The organism is Rhizobium sp. P2_G2 (assembly GCF_056403555.1).
Window position 1 is genome coordinate 26,124 of the sequence record NZ_JBFUFF010000038.1, and the last position, 20,002, is coordinate 46,125.

Below are 20,002 nucleotides of genomic sequence, written 5' to 3' on the forward strand. Positions count from 1 at the left end.
GGAGGCAATCAGGCCGCCGCCGTCTCCGCTTCGCCAAGATAGAGCCGGTGCAGGTGCGCGGGATCGCGGGCCAGCGCATCGCAGGCACCGTCATAGACCATGCGGCCGCGCCGGAGCACGTAAGCCCGGTCGCCGATGGCAAGCGCCAGAGTCGCGAACTGCTCGACCAGCAGCACGGCCATGCCGGCATCGGCGAGCTTGCGCACCGCCGTCATCAGGCGACTGACGATGACAGGCGCCAGGCCCGACGACATTTCATCGATCATGATCACCTTCGGCCGGGTGAGCAGTGAGCGGGCAATCACCACCATCTGCTGTTCGCCACCCGACAGCATGCCGCAGCGTATATCGCGCCGCTGCATGAGTTCCGGAAACAGGCTGTAGGCCTCTTCGAGTGTGGCGTCGCGATGGAGCGCGACTTTCAGGTTTTCCTCGGTGGTCATTTCCGGGAAGATCGTCCGGCCCTGTTCGACATGGCTGATGCCGGCGCGGGCGCGCATGCCCGGCCGCAGCTTGTTCAAGGCGGCGCCGTCCAGCTCGATCTGGCCCCCTGCAGCCGGAATGATGCCGGAAATGCTTTCGAGCAGCGTCGTCTTTCCTGCGCCATTGGCGCCGAGCAGCACGCTGATCTCGCCGCTCTTGGCTTCGAGATCGACGCCGCGGACGATCGGCAGGCCGGCGCGGTTGACGACGAGATCGGTGATTGTCAGGGACGTCATTCGGCCGCCTCCTCGAATTCGATACCCATATAGGCCCTCTGCACCACGGGCATGGCCAGCACCGCCTGCGGGGCGCCCGCGGCGATCACGCGTCCGAAATCGAACACCGTGATCGCCGAACAGGCCCGCCGCACGAGATCCATGTCATGCTCGATCAGGAGCACGCCACTGCCGAATTTTTCCGGTATTGCCGCAATCCGTTCGCCCAGCTTCAGCGCTTCGGCATAGGATTGGCCGGCGGCGGGTTCGTCGAGCAGGATGATCGCCGGCCGGGCCGCCACGACGCCAGCGACATCAAGCAGGCGGCGCGTGCCGGCATCGACCTGGGAAATCGGCGTTGCCGGCGGCGGGCAATCGAACCAGTCGAGAATGGCTGCAATTTCCGCGTCGGAGATGGAGCCGGCGGCGAGGCGGACATAGTCGCCGACGCGAAGCTCCGGCGCGATGCGCGTCGTCTGCCAGGTCCGCCGGATACCCATGCGTGCCCGATCTGTGGCGGACACGCCTTCCACCGGCTGGCCGTTTAGCCGCACCGAACCTTCATAGCGCGCAAGGAAACCGGCGATCGCATCGACCATGGTCGATTTGCCGGCGCCGTTCGGCCCCACCAGTCCCACGACGGTGCGGGCGGGAACTTTCAGATTGACTTTGTCGAGGGCGACGACATTGCCATAGCGCACGGTCAGGTCGGCGATTTCGAACGCGAGGCCACCCTGATGGTCGACAGCCGGCGGCAAGGCGCCGTCGGAGGAGGGGTTTGCTGCGGCGTGACGCTTGGGAGCCAGTTTGCGGAAAAGCCGGGTCCAGGTCTCGCTGATCGTCTCGCCGCTCGACAGGGCCTGCACCGCGCCGATGGCGAAGAAGACATTGCCGATGTCCTGTGGCAAGTGCAGCCGGCGCAGCAATTCCGGAAACAGCGTGATCAGCATGCCGCCGATGATGGCGCCGAGGGTGAAATGCGCGCCGACCATGGTCGAGACGGCGAACAGCGCCAGCGACTGCATCATGTTGAAATTGTCGGCGACGAGCGTGCCGAGATAGCCTGCGAGGATGCCGCCGGAAATGCCGGAGATGAAGGCGCTGATGGCAAAGGCGCTCAGCTTTGCCCGCGGGATCGAAACGCCATGGGCCGCCGCGGCACGCTCCGAATGCCTGACGGCGAGCCAGGAGGCGCCGAGCCGGGAGCGGCTGACGAATTCGAGCGCCACCGCGATCACGCCGTAGACGAGGAGCACGAGGATGAAATAGCCGCGATCGCTGTCGAAGGCCGCAGGGCGAGCCACCTGGGTGAAGGTTGTCTGGCCCGGAAAGGTGATGGTTGCCAGCACCGTGTCGAAGGCGGCGGCAAAGCCGAGCGTGACGATGGCGAGATTGATGCCGCGCAACCTGAGTGCCGGCAGACCGATGGCGACGCCGACCGGCACCGCGGCGAGCCCGCCGATCAAGCTCCAGACGATCAGGCCGCCGGGTGCGTTCATGACGTTGAGATAGCCAGTGACCCAGGCGCCGACGCCCGCAAAGGACATCTGGCAAAGCGAGATCATGCCGGTGCGGCCGGTGACGAGACCGAGACTCTGCAGGGCGATGCCGACGATGAAGACGGCGGTGACCAGGAAGACCCAATATTTGGGCAGGAGCAGCAGGATCAGCGTCCCGAGGACGGCGAGCGACAAAGCGGTGGTGACAGCAGGGCGCCAGGCCGAGGAATTAGCGAGCTTCATCCCAGCGGGCTCCTCTCTGCGACCACAGAAGCACGGCGAGAATGACGACGAACGGCACCGTGCTGCGAAACTGGCTGACGAAATCCACGGCGCTGACAAGGCCTTCGAGAATGCCGATCAGAACGCCACCCAGAAGCGCCGCGCGGAAACTGGTGAAGGCACCGATCAGGGCAGCAGCAAGCGCGGGCACGACCAGCAGGCTGAGCGAGGCGAAATCCGGCGAACGCAGCGGCGCGATGATCATCAGCGCCAGCGTGGTGGTCGCACCAGTGACCGCCCAGACGCCGAGCGCCAGCGTGCGGACGCGGATGCCGATCAGTTCAGCCGCCATCGGCCGCTGCGACAGGGCGCGAAGCTCCAGCCCTGTCCGCGTCCGCGCCAGGAATTGCTCGGTTGCAAGGGTGAAGAGAAGCGCCAGCACCAGTGTCGTCAGCGCCGCCCAGGTCACCTCGACACCGGCAAGCCGGAAGGCGGAACCAGGGATGAGTTCGGGGAAATAGTGCGGATGCTGGCCGCCCGTCAGCCGAAGCCCGATGGCAATGATGCCGACGAGCAGGGCGGCCGTCACGGCAGCCTTGGTCGAGGCGTTGGAATTGGCAAACCAGCGGGTCATGACCAGGCCGATCAGGACGCCGGCGAAAGCGCCGCTGAGGAGGCCGAGCAAAGTTGCGGGCAGGAGCGGGACGCCGGCTTCATGCAGGCCGACCATGACGAAAGTGCCTGCGGCGCCGATTGCCGCGCCGGTGAAATTCACCACCGCCACGAGCCGATAAGTGAAGATGACGCAGACCCCCAGAATGGCATAGGCGCCACCGGCAGACAGGCCCGCAACTGCGGCTGTGAAGAGAGAGTTCATATAAGCTCCGGATGCGGGTGCTCGCCCGCCATGTTGTCCTGAGGGTGTCAGGAAGACCCCGCCCCAAACCCCTCCCCACAAGGGGGAGGGGCTTAACCCAGCCGTATCCTCGGGGCCTCAATTGAGGCAGGGAGCGCGCCGCGAATCTTCTCCCCCCTTGTGGGGGAGATGGCCGGCAGGCCAGAGAGGGTCTTTATCCAATGTGCAGTTGGCACTTCTTAAAGCTAGTGCCCCACTCACTCCGCCTTCGGCAGCGTGAACCAATCCGGCGTCTTCACCGTCCACTTGCCGTCGACCAGTTGCATGATCTTCGACGCCTGCATCGGCGAATGTTTCGCCGCATCGCCGAACACATAGGCGCTGCCGGCGATCGGGTATTTCATTTCCTTGCCCGCCTTCAGCGCCGCAGTCACGGAGTCACGGGTGATGTCGCCATCAATGCTGGAAATGGTGTCGATCATCACCTTGGCGGCCATATAGCCGCCCTGCGAGAAGGCAGTCTTTGCCAGGCCGGCCTTGTCCATGGTGGCGATCCAGTCCTTGTTCGCCGCGCTGTTCTGCTCGGTATAGGGCTCCCACTCCGTGCCGATATAGACCGGCTGCTTGGAGTCGGCGAGCGACTTGGCCACGCCTTCGGTATAGCCTGGCGCGAGGAAGAGCCAGTTGATGCCGGAAATCTTCTGTGCATCGGCGGTTTTCACCCATTGCACGACGCCCGGCTCGACCTGGTTGGTCAGCACCGCATCGCAGCCGGCGTCACGCGCCTTGATCACGTAAGGCGTCAGGTCGCCCTGCAGCGGTAGCGTCCAATCGACCAGGGTGATCTTCTTGCCGCTGGTCTTTTCCCATTCGGCGATCGCAGCCGCATAGGCTTCCTGCGTGCCGCCGATCACCGCGATGAAGGCGCAGGCCTTTTGCGAATTGAGATTCTTGGTCGCATAGTTGAGCATCACGGTGGTGAGCGTGTAAGGCCCGACATTGACGGGCGAGACGCTCGGCGCGTTGAAGCACAGCGGATCGACGCCGACGCCTTGGACCGACAGCACGTCGTTGCGCGCATAGGTGCCAGCATTGACGGCGCAATCGAGCAGGCTGGCGCCACCCGCGAGCGCCACCACGCCCTTGTTGTCGATCAGGTCGCGGGCCGCCTGGGCTGCCACCTGCGGATCGGCTTTGTCATCGGCCAACGTATATTCGATCTTGCAGCCATTGATGCCGCCGGCATCGTTGAGCTGGTCGAACACCGCCTTGGTCGCCTTCGGCGCATCGGAGAAATCGACAATGCCGGTAATTGTGGAGACGGCGCCGATCTGGATCGGCCCGTTGGTGCAGGTGGGTGCGGCCTGGGCCGCGGCGGCGGCAGCCATCAAGCCGAGCGCAGCCAGGCCGGCTGCGGCAAAACTCTTCGATAGACTTTGCATATTGCTCCCTTTCTTTCCCTGGCGGTTCCTCTCCGCCCAATAATGTCAGCGCTCGAAGACCTTTCTTCCCTCGAAGAAGGTGGTCAGCACCTTGGTGTCAGCGATCTGATCGGCGGGCACGTCGAAGACATTCTGGTCGAGCACGATGATATCGGCCGACTTGCCCGGCGTGATCGATCCTGTCTCGCTGTCGATGCCCATCGCGATGGCGGAATTAAGCGTGTAAATGCGGATCGCCGTAGCGAGATCGATCGCCTGTTCGGCCCAGAGCGAGACGCCGGGGAAGGCGCCGGATGGGTTTTGCCTGGTGACCATGCCCTCGATGCCGTGCCACGGATCGGGCACCGGGATCACCGGCCAGTCCGAGCCGCCGGCAAGCAGGGCGCCGGAGTCCTGCAGGCTGCGGATCGGCCAGAAGCGGGTGGCGCGCTCTTCGCCCATCACTTCCTTGTGGCCTTCGAGGAAGGTGGTCGGATACCAGATCATCGGGCAGAGATCGGCGACCACGCCAAGTTCGGCGAAGCGCTCGAGATCCTCCGGGCGGATATAGCTCGCATGAGCAATGTGGTGCAGCACCTTGGCCGGACCGTTGAAATGCCTGACCGCCTCGACGGCATCGAGCATTTCGGTGACCGCATAGTCGCCGGTGCAATGGATTTTCAGGCCCATGCCGAGTTTTTCCGACTTGTCGATATGCTTGACGAGATCGGGATAAGTGACCAGCACCTCGCCACGATGGCCATGGGGATGGGCCGGATCGGGCTTGTAGGCCTGGTGGAAGGCCGCCGTCTGGGCGCCGGGCACGCCGTCGAGAAAAATCTTGGTGTAGTTCGGCCGGACATGGTGTGTGCGGTATTGGTCTCGCAGCGCCAGCAATGCGTCGCCGGAGAGCCCGAACATGAAGCTCGGCTCGATCAGCGGCAGCGAGGTGACGGCCCAGGCGGTCAGCTTCTGCTTGTTGTCGAGATTGGTGAGCGCCTTGAGGATCGGCAGCACGGAGGCCGCGTCCTGGAAGGCGGTGACGCCGAAGGAATTGACGATCTCAACCGCGCGGGCGACGGCCGCTTCGCCCATCTCCTCGGTGAAATCATTGGCCGCGGCGCGCTCGACGATGCCGGCCGCCGCTTCGATCAGCACGCCGGTGAGCCGGCCGCTCGCCGGGTCGCGGGCAAAGGCGCCTTGCGGCGGATCGGGCTGGTTGCCTGAAATGCCCGAAATACGCATTGCCTCGCTGTTGACCCAGCGATTGTGCATGGTCTCATCGCGCAACAGCACGGGATGGCCGAGACCGGCTGCATCGAGCCTGGCAAGCGATGCCTCGCTGTTAAGCTCGGTCATCCGGTCAGCGCCCCACTGGTTGCCGATGATCCACTGGCCGGGCGATGCCTTTTCCGCGGCGGCGCGGACGAAGTCGCAGATCTCGTCGATTGACGAACTCGGAGCGAATTGCAGGTGGAATAGGGCCGCTTCGCCACCCATCATGATGTGATTGTGGACATCGGCAAAGCCCGGCATTGCCATGCGCCCGCCGAGGTCGACGATTTCAGTCTCCGGACCCTTTGCCGCCATGATGTCATCGGCCTTGCCGACCGCCAGGATGCGGCCCTCGGTAATGGCCACGGCTTCGGCCCAGGGCTGTGCGGGGTCGACGGTATAGACACGGCCATTCGTCAGAATGGTGTCCGCCTTGCGGTCCATGCTTGTGCTCCTCCCAAATGGTTCAATATGTGAACCATCTATTCATTTATTAGCATGGCGCAGAGCATGGAGCCTGTCAATGTATTTCACACGTTAATTATTATCCCATCAATTCTGAGGGGCATGCAGATGTGCCGCCCGCCATTCGCTGGGTGGCATGCCGGTGCTTGCCTTGAAGAAGCGGGAGAAATAGGCGGCCTCCTTGAGACCGATCTCGTATGCAATGTCTTCGACCGAGCGGACGGTGAACAGCAGCAGGCGCTTTGCTTCGAGCAGGCGCCTTTCATTGATGAATTCCTTGACCGACAGCCCAAAGGCATTGCGGCAGGCCTTGGCGAGCAAGTGCGGCGTCGTGCCGAGATCGTCGATATAGCGTTCGACCGGCCAGTTGTCGCGGAAATGGCGGTCGACGAGGCGGCGGAAATCAGTGGCCAAGGCCGCCGGATTGGTTCCCGTTGCCGCAGGATTTTCCTGTGCAAGCCGGGCGATCTCGGTCATCGCCACGGCCACAAGTGAGGCGAGAGCCTTGTCCATTCCGGGCAGCGCCTCGCGATATTCATCAGCGAGCAGGGTCATGATCGAAGCCAGCCTCTGCCAGAGAGGATGGCCGGCATTGCCCAGGGCCATGGTGGCAATGTCGAGTGGCAGCAGGGTCTGGGACCGCATGGGCAGCAGCGCGCCATCGGCGATGGAGACGACGATGGCGTCGGTTTCCTCCGGCTCGACCGTAAAACCGTGGACGACGCCGCTTGGCACGAAGCTGACGGCTGGCGCAAAAAAGTCCAAAGCACTATCCTCGATGAAATAGCTGCCGCGCCCCTTGGTCCAGAACGTGATCTGCCCCATGCGCTCGTGCTTGTGCGCCTTCACATGGCCTTGATGCACATTCTTGCGCTGCATCACGGTTTCGACATGCATGAAGCCGATGTCCAGCGGCTTGTCGGGTTCGCCGTAGACGAAGAAACTGGGAATGACGTCGGCCATGGGCAGCACCTGAAAAAGTCCAAGTCATTTTGTCATTCTGTCCATGGTGCACATGTTAAGCAAGTTCTATTCTCTTGATGAAAGTCAAAGGAGGAGTTTCATGACAGCCCAAGAGCACCGCCAATTCATGCGCGCCGAGGATTTTCGCGCTGACAAGACCCGGCCCTTCACAGGCGAGGAATATCTGGCGAGCCTTCGCGACGGCCGTGAAGTCTATATCAACGGCGAGCGCGTCGAGGACGTCACCGCTCATCCGGCGATGCGCAATTCGGTGCGCTCGCTCGCCAGGCTCTACGATGCCCTGCACGACGAAAAGACCAAGGACCGTCTGACCTCGCCGACCGACACCGGCAATGGCGGCTACACCCACAAGTATTTCCGCGTCGCCAGGTCGTCGTCGGAACTTGTCGCCCAGCAGGGCGCGATCGCCGACTGGGCGCGCATGTCCTACGGCTGGATGGGCCGCACCGCCGATTACAAGGCGGCGCTGATGAACACGCTCGGCGCCAATGCCGATTGGTACGGCCCGTTCAAGGACAACGCGCTTGCCTGGCACAAGCGGGCGCAGGAAGCGGCGCTGTTCATGAACCACGCGATCGTCAATCCGCCGATCGACCGCCACAAGCCGGCGGACCAGGTCAAGGACGTGTTCGTCCACATCACCAAGGAAACCGACGCCGGCATCTATGTCTCGGGCGCCAAGGTGGTGGCGACCTCGTCGGCGCTGACGCATTACAATTTCCTCGCCCAGGGCTCGGCGACGGTGACCGAAGACCCCTCGCTGTCGGTGATGTTCATCGTGCCGATGAATGCACCTGGCATCAAAATGTTCTGCCGCGTCTCTTATGAGCAGACGGCTAATACGGTCGGCCAGCCGTTCGACTATCCGCTGTCGTCGCGCTTCGACGAGAACGACGCGATCCTGGTGCTCGACAATGTCTTCATCCCCTGGGAAGACGTGCTGGTTTTGCGTGATGCGGGCAAGATCCTCTCCTTCCATCCGGCGTCCGGCTTCATGCATGGCTATTGCTTCCAGGGCTGCACGCGCTTTGCCGTCAAGCTGGATTTCCTCGCCGGGCTTCTGGCAAAGGCCTTGCGCGCCACCGGCGGCGATGCCTTCCGCGGCAACCAGGCCGCTCTCGGCGAAGTGATCGGTCTCAGGCACATGTTCTGGAGCTTTTCCAACGCCATGGCCTATAATCCGCAGCCCTGGGCAAACGGCGCCGTCCTGCCCAACATGGAAGCCGCACTCAGCTACCGCACCTTCATGTCGGAAGCCTATCCGCGCGTGATCGATACCGTCCGCCGAGTGATCGCCTCGGGCCTGATCTATTTGCCGTCATCGGCCAAGGATTTCTCCAATCCCGAGATCGATCGCTACCTGGCGCAATATGTCCGCGGTTCCGGCGATATGGGCCATGTCGAGCGCATCAAGATCATGAAACTGCTCTGGGATGCGACCGGCACCGAATTCGGCGGCCGCCATGCGCTCTATGAGCTCAATTATGCCGGTGCGCCGGAAGAAGTTCGCCTGCAGGTGCTCAAGGGCGCCGAGCGCGGCGGCCGGTTGCGCGAAATGGAAGCGCTCGTCGACCAATGCATGGGCGACTATGACGAGACAGGCTGGACCAATCCCACCTGGCTGCCGCCATTGAACTGAGGAGGACGTGACATGGAGGAGGCAATTTCGAAGGCGGAGTTTCGCAATGCCATGGCGCGTGTCTGCGCGCCGGTCAATGTCATCACCTCGAATGGCCCGGCAGGGCGGGGCGGTTTCACCGCCACCGCCATGTGCAGCGTCACCGACGAACCGCCGAGCCTGCTCGTCTGCATGAACGGCAAGTCTGCGCAGTCAGGGCTTTTCCTGGAAAACCGCCGTTTCTGCGTCAATGTGCTTGCCGATGATCACCAGGAACTGGCCGGCTATTTCGCCGGCCGCCAGCAGGACATGTCCGCCCGCTACGCCGCCGCCGAATGGGTCGACATGCCCTCGGGCAGCCAGGCGCTCGCCAATGCCATGGTATCCTTCGATTGCCGGCTGGTCGAGGCGAGGCTCGTGGGCACGCATCACATCTTCATCGGCCAGGTGATGGGGATCCGGTCGCGGGCGGATGGGAATGCGCTGGTTTATTTCGATCGGAATTATATCAACGTGCCGACGCAGGTGGGGAGTTTTGGGGGGTAGCGCCCCATCTCTGGCGTTTTCACCCCTCACCAAGTGCGCCCAAGCGTTCGCTATGCTCACGCGGGCTTACTATCCTCTCCCGCAAGGGGCGAGGAATAACCTGTGGCGCCCTTTCAACCTGCTGCAACGTCGCGATTGTGGTGAGGCAGTGCCTCGGGTTTTCCTCGCCCCTTGCGGGAGAGGATACGAAGGCCGGGTGAGCGTCAGCGAGCCCTTGGCCGAAGTTGGTGAGGGGTGAAATTCCCCCCCTCATAACCTCACAACTGAATCCAAGCTGTCTTCAAATCCACATACTTGTCCAGCGCATGCAGCGACTTGTCGTGGCCGTTGCCGGATTGCCTGACGCCGCCGAGCGGCACGGTGTTGTCGGCGCCGCCATAGGTGTTGACGTGCACAACGCCGGCCTTGATGCCACGGACCATGCGATGCGCGCGCGACAGGTTGGAGGTCCAGACCGCCGAGGCGAGACCATAGTCTGTGCCGTTGGCGATCCTGAGGGCTTCGTTTTCGGTTTCGAAGGGGATGATCGACAGGATAGGGCCGAATACTTCTTCCTTCGCCAGCGTCATTGCCGGCGTCACGTCGAAGACGGTCGGCTGCATGTAGAAGCCGCCGGTCTCTTCGAGCACTTGGCTGCCGCCGGTGCGCAAGACCGCGCCTTCCGAAAGCGCCTGTTCGGCATGGCCGAGGTCTTTTTTGAGCTGGATCTCGCTCGAAATCGCACCGGCTTCGGTGGTCATCAGCAGGGGGTCGCCAAGCTTCATCGCTGCGGCAATGGTCGCGACCTTTTCGGAAAATTCCGCATGGATGGATTTTTCGACCAGTAGCCGCGAGCCGGCAACGCAGACCTGGCCGGAATTGCGGAAAATGCCGTAGGCGGAGACTTTCGCGGCCTGGTCCAGGTTCGGCGCGTCGGCGAAAACCACATTCGGTGATTTGCCGCCGAGTTCGAGATAGACGCGTTTGAGATTAGAGCGCGCCGAATATTCCAGGAGCCGACGGCCGACCGGACCGGAGCCGGTGAAGGCGAGCACGTCGATATCCCTATGCAGCCCGAGCGCTTCGCCGCAAACGGCGCCGCGGCCGGTGACGACATTCAGCACCCCTTCCGGCAGCCCGGCTTCGGCGCAGAGTGCCGCGAGCTTCAACAATGTCAGCGAGGCGCCCTCGGCCGGCTTCAGCACCACCGAATTGCCCGCAGCCAGTGCCGGCGCGATCTTCCAGGCGCCGATCATCATTGGGAAATTCCACGGCACGATCGCCGCGACCACACCGATCGGCTCGCGATGGACGAGGCCGAGCACATTCTCAGCCGTCGGCGCGATCTCGCCATAGACCTTGTCGATCGCTTCCGCATAGTAGCGGAAGGTGCCGGCAGCGCTGCCCGGTTCGGCTTTGAGCGCCATCGAGATTTCAGTGCCATTGTCGCGAACGCCGAGGACGGCGAGTTCCAATGCGTGCTTTTCGATCAGTTCGGCGATCTTCAGCAGCACCTTCTTGCGTTCGGCAGGTGCGGCCCTCGACCAGCTACCCTTGTCGAACGCGGCGCGGGCCGCCTTCACTGCGAGATCGACATCCTCAGCTCCTGCATCGGCAATCGTCGTCAGCTTGCGTCCGTCGATCGGCGAGATGACATCCATGGTCGCGCCGCCCATCGCGGCTTGCCAATTGCCGCCGATGAACAGCGATTGCGGTGCGACATCCACTGTGCGGAGTTGCTCGATCTTGTCCTGCATGTCTTATCCTCATAGCAAAATGGCGGGCAAAGCGCCCGCCATCATAGTCCGAATTCTATCAGGCTTCCTGCCCGGCACCGAGCCGGGCAAAGCCGACGGCATCGGCAGATTTCAACCGCGCCGCCAAGAGCAGGCCGATGATCGCGAAGATCAGCACCAGGGCAGGGAGGAAGATGGCGAGGAAGCCGCTTGCACCAGTCAGTGTGCCGAAATTCCATATCGTCGCGACTGCAACAGCGACAAGGGCAAGGCCGGCAATGATCGGAATGACGGTCGTCACCAGCGCATTGTTTTCCAAGCGGGGATTGTTTGCGAAGTAGCGCACGATGGCGAAGGCCGACATCGCCATGAGCACGATCACTGCCAGCGTGCCGACATTGGTGAGCCAGGAGAACAAGGCCAGGACCGGATCCTGTCCAGTAAAGGCAAAGAGCGCAACCACGATCACGGCGATGGTTGTTTGGATGATCGAGCCGACATGGGGGCTCTGGAACACCGGATGCGTGACGCCGACTGATTGCGGCAGCAGGCCTTCGCGTCCGGCAACGTACATGTAACGGGCGACGCCATTGTGGAAGGCCAGCACGCCGGCGAACAGGCTGGTGATGAAAAGCACGCTCATCACAACCGTAATCCAATGGCCTACATAGCGCTCGGCAATGCCGAACAGGAAGGTCGTCGGGTCCTTGAGACCTTGAAGCTCCGGCACCAGCTTGTCGAAGCCCGAGCCGTTGACCATCAGCCAGGAGGTCAGCATGTAGAATATGCCGATAATGACCACGGAGATATAGGTGGCGCGCGGCACAGTCTTGTGCGGATCACGGGCTTCTTCACTGTAGATCGTCGTGGCTTCGAAGCCTATGAAGGCGGCAAAGCAGAACAGCACGCCGATGGCCGGAACGCCGCTCATGAACGCCGTCGGCGTGAACGGCTTCATGGTCAGGCCGCTATCGCCGCCCTTGAGCAGGATCGCGGCGTCGATGACCAGCACGACGAGATATTCAAGGATCACCAGCACTGTCAGCACTTTGGCCGACAGGTCGACCCGCCGATAGCCGAATACTGCGACGATGGCGATACCGATAAAGGTCCAGACCCACCAAGGCCAGGAAAGACCTAGGTGCTCGGCGAAAAAGCCAGATGTCGCAGCCCCGAACAGGCCGAAGACACCAATCTGCATGGCATTGTAGGCCAGAATAGCGATCAGCGCCGCCGCCCCGCCCATCAGGCCGCCCAGGCCCTGTGCGGTATAAGCGTAGAAGGCGCCGGCATTGCGGATGTGGCGGGCCATGGCGACATAGCCGACCGAAAACAGGATCAGGATCAGCGTCACCAGCGCGAAGGCGAGCGGGATGCCGGGGCCGTTGCCGAGCAGCATGGAGATCGGTACGCCGCCGGCGACCGCCGTCAGCGGGGCCGCCGCCGACACGACCAGGAATGTCACGGCGCCGACGCCGAGACTGTTCTTGCGCAGCTGGTTCTCACCGCTGCTTTGTATGGATGAATTGCTCATATCGCTTTTGCTCCCCTGTGGCGTTGCGATTTGTTGCGCCGATCATGCGGCGATCCCAGTTCGTCGGCCCTTGCGGATTTGAGAGTCTTTTGTCTTGCCGGGCCTATCGTAAGTATGGTTCAATATGTGAACCAGTGCTTCAAATATAGACTTGCAAAAAGAATGCGTTCCTGTCAAGTTAATTCGCATGTTAAGTATCTCGGCGCTGGCAAGGCGTGCTTGACAGGTGGCGATCCACCACCCGGCTTGAGGAGAGCGCGGGCCAAAACGAGGAAAGAAAATGGGAACGATCAGCAAGGCGCTGACATTGCTCGACACATTGTCGCTGATGGACAAGGAGGCCGGTCTCACCGAGATCGCCCAGGCCTGCGCGCTCGACAAGGCGACGACCCGGCGCTTCCTGGTCGAGCTCGAAAAACACGGCTTTGTCGAGCAACTGCCCGATTCGCGCAAATATCGGCTCGGTTCGGCGCTGGTTCGCCTGGGGCGTATCCGCGAGGCGCGCTATCCCTTCCTGCGCAGCGCGCTGCCTTTCGTGCGGCAACTGGCCGAGCGGGTGGATGAGACGGTGCATCTTTCCGAATATAGCGGCGGGCGGCTGTCGACTGTTCATGTCGAGGATTCCACCAAGGCACATCGCGTCTTCGTCGCGGTCGGCACGCTTCTGCCGTTTCACGCCACGGCCTCCGGCCTGGCCTTCATTTCCGCCTGTCCGGAGACCGAGATCGAAGCGGCCCTCGACGCGCCGCTGGCGGTCTTCACCGATTTTACGATGAGGGACAAAGCAGCCTTTCGCAGGGCGATCGAGGAGACGCGGGCGAATGGCTATTCCGTCAATCGCCAGGGCATCGAAGCCGGCGTGATCAGCGCCTCGGCCGCGATCAGGGCGCCCGGCGCCCGGCCGATCGGCTGCATCACCATAGCCGCACCGCTGGTGCGCACCGACGCGGAGAAGATCCAGGCCCATGGGCTCGACGTCGTTGCGGCGGCATCGCGAATTTCAGATGCATTCTTCGGCGCGGACCGGCGGCAGCCGGCGGTGCCGGTATTGAGGAGGACGAGTTGATGGGGGCAAGCCCTCGCATTCCCAACATTCTGGTGATCGGCACCGGAGACACCAAGAGCGACGAACTGCTGTTCATGGCCGACGTGATCGGCGAGGCCGGCGGTCTGCCAATCATGGTCGATGTCAGCGTTCTCGGTGATCCGCCTTACCAGCCGGACTATTCCAGGCATGATATTGCCGCGGCGGCCGAGACGACCATTCAGGCGATCATCGACAGTGGCGATGAAAACACCGCCATGGCATTGATGGCGAAGGGCGCATCCGCGCTGGTTGCAAATCTCTACGAAGCGGGACAGGTCGACGGCGTCATCGCGCTCGGCGGCTCGATGGGTACGGACCTGGCGCTCGATGTCGCGGCTGTGTTGCCGCTCGGCGTGCCGAAATTCGTCGTCTCGACTATTGCCTATTCGCATCTCCTGCCGCCCGAGCGCATCGCACCCGACCTAATGATGATCCTCTGGGCCGGCGGGCTCTATGGGCTCAACGAGATCTGCCGCTCCGTCCTGTCGCAGGCCTGCGGCGCCGTGGTCGGAGCGGCCAGGCACGGCACGCGGCCGGATCGCGATCGTCCGCTGATCGGCATGACCTCGCTCGGTTCGTCCTGTCTCAAATATATGAAATTCCTCAAACCCGAGCTCGAGAAGCGCGGCTATGACGTTGCCGTCTTCCACGCCACCGGCATGGGCGGCCGCGCCTTCGAGGCGATCGCGGCGCAGAAGGGTTTTGCCGCAGTCTTCGATCTCTGCATCCAGGAAGTCTCGAACCACCACAACGGCACGGTGGTCACCTCCGGTCCCGACCGAATGGAAAATGCCGGCCGCGCCGGCATACCGCAGATCGTGGCGCCCGGCGCCATCGATATGGTCGACCTGCAAGCCTGGCAGCCGCTGCCGCAGCAGTTTTCCGGGCGACCTTTCCACGCCCATAACCGCCTGATCGCCTCGATCACCACCGATCCCGACGGCCGGCGCGCCATTGCCCGCGTGATCGGCGAGAAGCTCCGCGCGTCGTCCGCGCCGACCGCCTTCATCCTGCCGACACGCGGCATCCAGGAATGGGACCAGGAGGGTGAGCCGCTCTACGAACCCGAGGCACTCGACGCCTTTGTCGATGAGATGCGCAAGTCCCTGCCAGCCTCGGTGATCGTCGAAGAGATCGACGAGCACATCAATTCGGCGGCGTTTTCGGCCAAGGCGCTGGAGATCTTCGATCGCTGGATCGATGAGGGCGTGGTCGCACGGGGCCGCCCATGACCGTCGCGAATGCAGAAAAAGCCCTGATCCTCGACTTCGGCGGCGTCGTCACGCGAACCCTGTTCGAGACGCATGACATCACCGAGCGAGCGCTTGGCCTCAAGCCCGGGACACTCACATGGCGCGGCCCCTTCGATCCGTCGACCGACTCTTTGTGGGTCTCGATGCAGGCGCGCGAGATCACCGAGCGCGACTATTGGATGACCCGCACGCGGGAAGTCGGCGCCCTCATCGGCGAGGACTGGTCCGACATGAAGACCTTCGTGCAGCGGGCGAGGGGGGCGGATGCCGAACTCGTGCTCAGGCCCGAAGCCCGTGACGCCGTCCTGAAAGCAAAACAGGCCGGATTGAAACTGGCGATCCTGTCCAACGAGCTCGACCTTTTCTATGGCGTCGCCTTCCGCAAGCGCTTCCCGCTGATCGAGTTGTTCGACGTCATCGTCGACGCCACCTATACGAAAATCCTGAAGCCCGATCCGCGCGCCTACGAACAGGTGCTGGCCGAACTCGGCCTCGATCGCAGAAACTGCGTCTTCGTCGACGACCAGAAAAAGAACATCGAGGGCGCGATCGCCGTCGGCCTGCCGCATGTGCATTTCGACGTCACCCACCCTGCCGAGAGTTATGCCCAAGCGCTCGAAATGCTTGGAATTTGAGAGGATATCCCGATGCGTGAGACCAATTTCCTGATCGAGAACAATGCCCGCCATCTCTGGCATCCCATGGCGCATCCGGCCGAGATGCAGGCCAGCCCGCCGCGCATCGTGCATGCCGCCGAAGGCGTGGAAATCACCGATGTGCACGGCAAAAGGGTGCTCGATGCCGTCGGCGGCCTGTGGAACGTCAATCTCGGTTATTCCTGCGAGCCGGTGAAGAAGGCGATCCGCGACCAGCTCGACGACCTGCCTTATTATTCTGCCTTCCGCGGCACGACGACCTCGCCGCTGATCGAGCTGTCCTACGAGTTGGCGGAGTGGTTCAAGGAAGATGGGCTCGTCCGGTCCTTCTTCACCTCGGGCGGCTCGGATTCGGTCGAGACGGCGCTTCGCCTCGCCCGCCAGTTCCACAAGATCAATGGCCAGCCGGAACGCACCAAATTCGTCGCCTTGAAAAAGGGCTACCATGGCACCCATTTCGGCGGCGCCTCGGTCAACGGCAATGCCAATTTCCGCCGCAACTACGAGCCGCTTTTGCCGGGCGTCTTCCATCTCGCGGCACCCTATGGCTATCGCAACCCGTTCAACACCTCGGATCCGGCTGAAATCGCCCAGGCTATCGCCCGCCAGTTTGAGGATGAGGTCGCCTTCCAGGGCGCCGATACGATCGCCGCTTTCATCATGGAGCCGGTGCTGGGTTCGGGCGGCGTCATCGTGCCGCATGAGAGTTTCATGCCGCTGATGCGCCAGATCTGCGACAAGCACGGCATCCTGCTGATCGCTGACGAGGTGATCTGCGCCTTCGGTCGTACCGGTGCCTGGACCGGCTCGCGCGGCTGGAACGTCAAGCCGGACCTGACATGCACTGCCAAGGCGATCACCAACGGCTATTTCCCCTTCGGCGCGGTGATGATCTCGGAAAAGGTCGCGGCGGCTTTCGAGAGTAACAAGAACACCTTCGGCTCGATCGGCCACGGCTATACCTATTCCGGCCATCCGGTGGGCGCGGCGGCGGCGCTGGCGACGCTCAGGGAGACGATGCGGCTCAATGTTGCGGCCAATGCCGCCGAACGCGGCCGGGAGCTGCTTGCCGGCCTCGAAGGGCTGAAGGCGAAATATGAATTGATCGGCGACGTGCGCGGCCTCGGCCTGATGGCGGCTTTGGAACTCGTCTCCGACCGTGCCAAGAAGACACCGGCCGCCAAGGACGTGGTCGCCAAGGTCTATGATACGGCCTATGAGGCCGGCGTCATCGTTCGCACGTCCGGTACCAATGTGATCATCTCGCCGCCGCTCGTCATCACCGCCGCCGACGTCCAGCGCATTATCTCTGCCCTCGATGCTGGCTTCGCCGCCGCGGCTGGAGGCAAGTGAGATGGCCGACAATGCAGCTTTGCTTGCCCGGCGCGAAAAGCTGCTCGGCAGGAACATGTCGACCTTCTACCAGGATCCCGTGCATCTGGTGAAAGGCGAGGGCGTCTGGCTCTGGGATGCGGACGGCAAGCGCTATCTCGACTGCTATAACAATGTGCCGCATGTCGGCCATTGCCATCCGCGCGTGGTCGAGGCGATCGCGCGGCAGGCATCGACGCTCAACACCCATACGCGCTATCTGCATGAAGGCATTCTCGATTATGTCGAGCGGCTGACTGCGACATTCGACGGCAGCCTCGACACTGCCATCCTCACCTGCACCGGCAGCGAGGCCAATGATATCGCGCTGCGCATGGCGCAGGCGGTCACCGGCAAGACCGGCGTGATCGCCACCGACCACACCTATCACGGCAACACCGCGGCCGTGTCGCAGCTCTCCACCCGCATGCCGCCAGTCGGCGGCTATGGCGGCCATGTCCGCCACGTGCCGGCGCCGGATGGCTACCGGCCACTGGGAGGAGAGGGCGGCGAGGCCTTCGCCAATGCCTGGGCGGCGGCGGTCGAACAGGCGATCGACTCGCTGGAAGCATCGCCCTTCGGCTTTTCCGCCCTGATCATCGATCCGTTCTTCGCCAATGAGGGTTTTCCCGACCTGCCGGATGGCTTCCTGCAGAAGGCGGCAGCGGTGGTGAAGAAAGCCGGCGGTCTACTGATCTGCGACGAGGTGCAGCCCGGCTTTGGCCGCACCGGCACGCATATGTGGGGCCACCAGCGCGCCGGCGTGGTGCCCGATGTCGTCACTCTTGGCAAGCCGATGGGCAATGGCCATCCGATTGGCGGCGTCGTGGCGAATTCGGAGACGTTGAACGCCTTCCGCAAGGCCTTCCGCTATTTCAATACATTCGGCGGCAACCCCGTTTCCTGTGCCGTGGCCATGGCGGTGCTCGACGTGCTCACGGATGAAAAGCTCATCGAGAATGCTCGCGTGGTCGGTGATTATGCGCAGACGGGCCTTCGCAGGCTGGCCGACAAGCATGGGATCATCGGCAATGTGCGCGGCAGCGGCCTGTTCTTCGGCTGCGAACTCGTGCTCGACAGAGCGACGAAAGAACCGGCAACCGCATTGGCGACGACGGTGATCAATGAGATGCGCGAGCGCGGCGTGCTGATGGGCAAGCTCGGCATCCACCAGAATGCCACCAAGATCCGCCCGCCCATGCCTTTCACTAAGGAGAATGCCGACTTGATGCTGTCGGCGCTCGATGACGTGCTGGCGGGGCTATGATGTCGGCGCTTCATGAGGAATTGCGGGCCAGAGCGCAAAAGGCGCTCGCGGCCTGGGGCCTGCCCGACCAGCAGCCGGAACTGTTGAAATATCGCGAGAACGCCGTATTCGAGGTTCGGCTCGGCGATGGCGGCAAGGCGGCATTGCGACTGCACCGTCCTGGCTATCATTCGGAGGCCTCCCTTCGCTCGGAACTGCTCTGGATGGACGACCTTCGGCACAATGGCCTGAACGTGCCGCAGCCCATAGCGGCGCTCGACGGTTCGCTGCTGGTCAACCTGAATGGCGCCGAGCCACAATTCGCCGATCTCATAGGCTGGGTCGAAGGCCGGCAAATCGGCGAGGGCGGCAAGGTGCTCGACCGTCCGGCAGAGGAGATCGCGCGGATCTACCATTCTCTGGGCGTGACCATGGCCAGGATGCACGACATCACCGACCGCTGGGCGCCGCCGCCGGGTTTCAGCCGCCTGGCCTGGGATAGCGTTGGCCTGCTCGGCGAAAATCCGCTCTGGGGCCGGTTCTGGGATTGCGCCGGATTTTCCGCCGCCGATGCGACATTCCTTGCGGACCTGCGTCTACGGCTGCAACGCCGGCTCGATGCGGTCGCGCCAAGCCTCGATTACGGACTGATCCATGCCGATATGGTGCGCGAAAATGTGCTGGTCGATGGCGAGCGCATCGCCGTGATCGATTTCGACGACTGCGGTTACGGCTTTCGACTGTTCGACATTGCTACGGCTTTGCTGCGCAGCCGGCGTGATCCGCATTACGCGTCGATCAAAGCCTCCCTCGTCGCCGGCTATCGATCACATCGCCCGTTGAGCGATCAGGCGCTCTCGCATCTACCGCTCTTCCTGCTGCTCCGCGGCCTGACCTATATCGGCTGGGTGGGCGACAGGCCCGACCTGCCGGATGCCGGGGAGCGGATGGCGCGCTATGTCGCGGATGTGCGTGAACTGGCCGGCATGCTGGAGGAGCCGGCGTGAGCTCACTTGCTCTCGTTGAAGGTCGCGACCTCGTCGAGCATGTCGAGCAGCAGCTCGATCTTCTCGCGGCTGAAATGCTTTTCGAGCCGGTCGTAGATCAGCCGGCTTTCCGGCGCCACTTCCTCGATGATGGCGAGGCCGGCGGCGGTGATTTGCAGCAGCACCCGGCGGCCGTCATTGTCGTCCTTGGCCTTGGTGATGATGCCGCGCTCTTCGAGCGAGCGGATGATGCGGGTGAGGCTCGGCGCCAGGATGAAGGCGCGGTCGGCCATTTCGGACGCATCAACCATGCCGGCCTCGGCGAGAATGCGGATCACCCGCCATTGCTGCTCGGTGATGTCATGCGCCGCCAGCATCGGGCGGAAATGGCCCATCACCGCTTCACGCGCCCTGAGCAGCGCGATCGGCAGCGAGCGGCGGGTGTTGCGGGGCAGAAGTGCGTCTTGCTGAAGTTTGGGCTTGGCGGCGGGGCGGTCGGTCATGAGCGGTTCTATGGTCCATTTGCCGGGATTTTGCAATTGGCGGTGTGTGCCGATGATGACGAAAATG

Annotated in this window: 17 protein-coding genes; 8 read left to right on the forward strand and 9 right to left on the reverse strand. The window is 62.9% G+C overall.

The window, feature by feature from the left end:
• Positions 1–8: 8 nt before the first annotated feature.
• The 6 genes from AC1D06_RS23630 to AC1D06_RS23655 all read right to left on the reverse strand — a co-directional run bounded on the left by AC1D06_RS23630 (position 9) and on the right by AC1D06_RS23655 (position 7,399).
• Positions 9–719, reverse strand: coding sequence for an ABC transporter ATP-binding protein (locus AC1D06_RS23630; protein ID WP_477988241.1), 711 nt, complete (start codon positions 717–719; stop codon positions 9–11).
• Complete coding sequence (locus AC1D06_RS23635; protein ID WP_477988242.1) at positions 716–2,440, reverse strand: branched-chain amino acid ABC transporter ATP-binding protein/permease; 1,725 nt, start codon at positions 2,438–2,440, stop codon at positions 716–718. The genes AC1D06_RS23630 and AC1D06_RS23635 overlap by 4 nt, the downstream gene beginning before the upstream one ends.
• Positions 2,427–3,296 (reverse strand): branched-chain amino acid ABC transporter permease, encoded by an 870-nt coding sequence (locus AC1D06_RS23640; RefSeq protein WP_477988244.1) that lies wholly within the window; start codon positions 3,294–3,296, stop codon positions 2,427–2,429. Before AC1D06_RS23640 ends, AC1D06_RS23635 begins: the two co-directional genes overlap by 14 nt.
• A 236-nt stretch (positions 3,297–3,532) precedes the next feature.
• Positions 3,533–4,717, reverse strand: a complete 1,185-nt coding sequence (locus AC1D06_RS23645; protein WP_477988245.1) for an ABC transporter substrate-binding protein — start codon at positions 4,715–4,717, stop codon at positions 3,533–3,535.
• A 45-nt stretch (positions 4,718–4,762) separates the two neighbouring features.
• The gene (locus tag AC1D06_RS23650) at positions 4,763–6,415 is read right to left on the reverse strand and encodes an amidohydrolase (RefSeq protein ID WP_477988247.1); all 1,653 of its coding nucleotides are present in this window, start codon (positions 6,413–6,415) and stop codon (positions 4,763–4,765) included.
• Between the two features lie 108 nt (positions 6,416–6,523).
• Positions 6,524–7,399: a helix-turn-helix domain-containing protein gene (locus tag AC1D06_RS23655; protein ID WP_477988248.1), complete on the reverse strand. Its 876-nt coding sequence runs from the start codon at positions 7,397–7,399 to the stop codon at positions 6,524–6,526.
• A gap of 127 nt (positions 7,400–7,526) precedes the next feature.
• Here AC1D06_RS23655 and AC1D06_RS23660 point away from each other — a divergent pair, with 127 nt between their 5' ends.
• Positions 7,527–9,059, forward strand: a complete 1,533-nt coding sequence (locus AC1D06_RS23660; RefSeq protein WP_477988277.1) for a 4-hydroxyphenylacetate 3-hydroxylase N-terminal domain-containing protein — start codon at positions 7,527–7,529, stop codon at positions 9,057–9,059.
• A gap of 12 nt (positions 9,060–9,071) precedes the next feature.
• A complete protein-coding gene (locus tag AC1D06_RS23665) occupies positions 9,072–9,584 on the forward strand; it encodes a flavin reductase (RefSeq protein ID WP_477988250.1) in 513 nt (170 codons plus the stop codon).
• Between the two features lie 257 nt (positions 9,585–9,841).
• On the opposite strand, the gene AC1D06_RS23670 is transcribed toward AC1D06_RS23665, so the two are convergent.
• Together AC1D06_RS23670 and AC1D06_RS23675 are read right to left on the reverse strand one after the other, a co-directional pair.
• On the reverse strand, positions 9,842–11,320 hold the full coding sequence (locus tag AC1D06_RS23670; protein ID WP_477988252.1) for an aldehyde dehydrogenase: 1,479 nt from the start codon (positions 11,318–11,320) through the stop codon (positions 9,842–9,844).
• A 58-nt stretch (positions 11,321–11,378) separates the two neighbouring features.
• Positions 11,379–12,833 carry an APC family permease gene (locus AC1D06_RS23675; protein ID WP_477988254.1) on the reverse strand — a complete coding sequence of 485 codons (1,455 nt, stop codon included), beginning with the start codon at positions 12,831–12,833 and terminating at the stop codon, positions 11,379–11,381.
• Between the two features lie 280 nt (positions 12,834–13,113).
• Between AC1D06_RS23675 and AC1D06_RS23680 the strand changes: the two genes are divergently transcribed.
• The 6 genes from AC1D06_RS23680 to AC1D06_RS23705 are packed head-to-tail and all read left to right on the forward strand — an operon-like array spanning position 13,114 to position 19,453.
• Positions 13,114–13,899: an IclR family transcriptional regulator gene (locus tag AC1D06_RS23680; RefSeq protein ID WP_477988255.1), complete on the forward strand. Its 786-nt coding sequence runs from the start codon at positions 13,114–13,116 to the stop codon at positions 13,897–13,899.
• Positions 13,899–15,152 carry a Tm-1-like ATP-binding domain-containing protein gene (locus tag AC1D06_RS23685; RefSeq protein WP_477988256.1) on the forward strand — a complete coding sequence of 418 codons (1,254 nt, stop codon included), beginning with the start codon at positions 13,899–13,901 and terminating at the stop codon, positions 15,150–15,152. The genes AC1D06_RS23680 and AC1D06_RS23685 overlap by 1 nt, the downstream gene beginning before the upstream one ends.
• Complete coding sequence (locus tag AC1D06_RS23690; protein ID WP_477988257.1) at positions 15,149–15,808, forward strand: HAD family hydrolase; 660 nt, start codon at positions 15,149–15,151, stop codon at positions 15,806–15,808. Before AC1D06_RS23685 ends, AC1D06_RS23690 begins: the two co-directional genes overlap by 4 nt.
• Before the next feature lie 12 nt (positions 15,809–15,820).
• Positions 15,821–17,182, forward strand: coding sequence for an aminotransferase class III-fold pyridoxal phosphate-dependent enzyme (locus AC1D06_RS23695; protein WP_477988259.1), 1,362 nt, complete (start codon positions 15,821–15,823; stop codon positions 17,180–17,182).
• A 1-nt stretch (position 17,183) separates the two neighbouring features.
• Positions 17,184–18,467, forward strand: coding sequence for an aspartate aminotransferase family protein (locus AC1D06_RS23700; RefSeq protein ID WP_477988261.1), 1,284 nt, complete (start codon positions 17,184–17,186; stop codon positions 18,465–18,467).
• Entirely contained in the window at positions 18,467–19,453 is a 987-nt protein-coding gene (locus AC1D06_RS23705; protein WP_477988262.1) for a phosphotransferase enzyme family protein, read from the forward strand. Before AC1D06_RS23700 ends, AC1D06_RS23705 begins: the two co-directional genes overlap by 1 nt.
• A 2-nt stretch (positions 19,454–19,455) precedes the next feature.
• Here AC1D06_RS23705 and hpaR read toward each other — a convergent pair whose 3' ends face one another.
• A complete protein-coding gene (gene hpaR, locus AC1D06_RS23710) occupies positions 19,456–19,935 on the reverse strand; it encodes a homoprotocatechuate degradation operon regulator HpaR (protein ID WP_477876283.1) in 480 nt (159 codons plus the stop codon).
• Positions 19,936–20,002 lie beyond the last annotated feature (67 nt).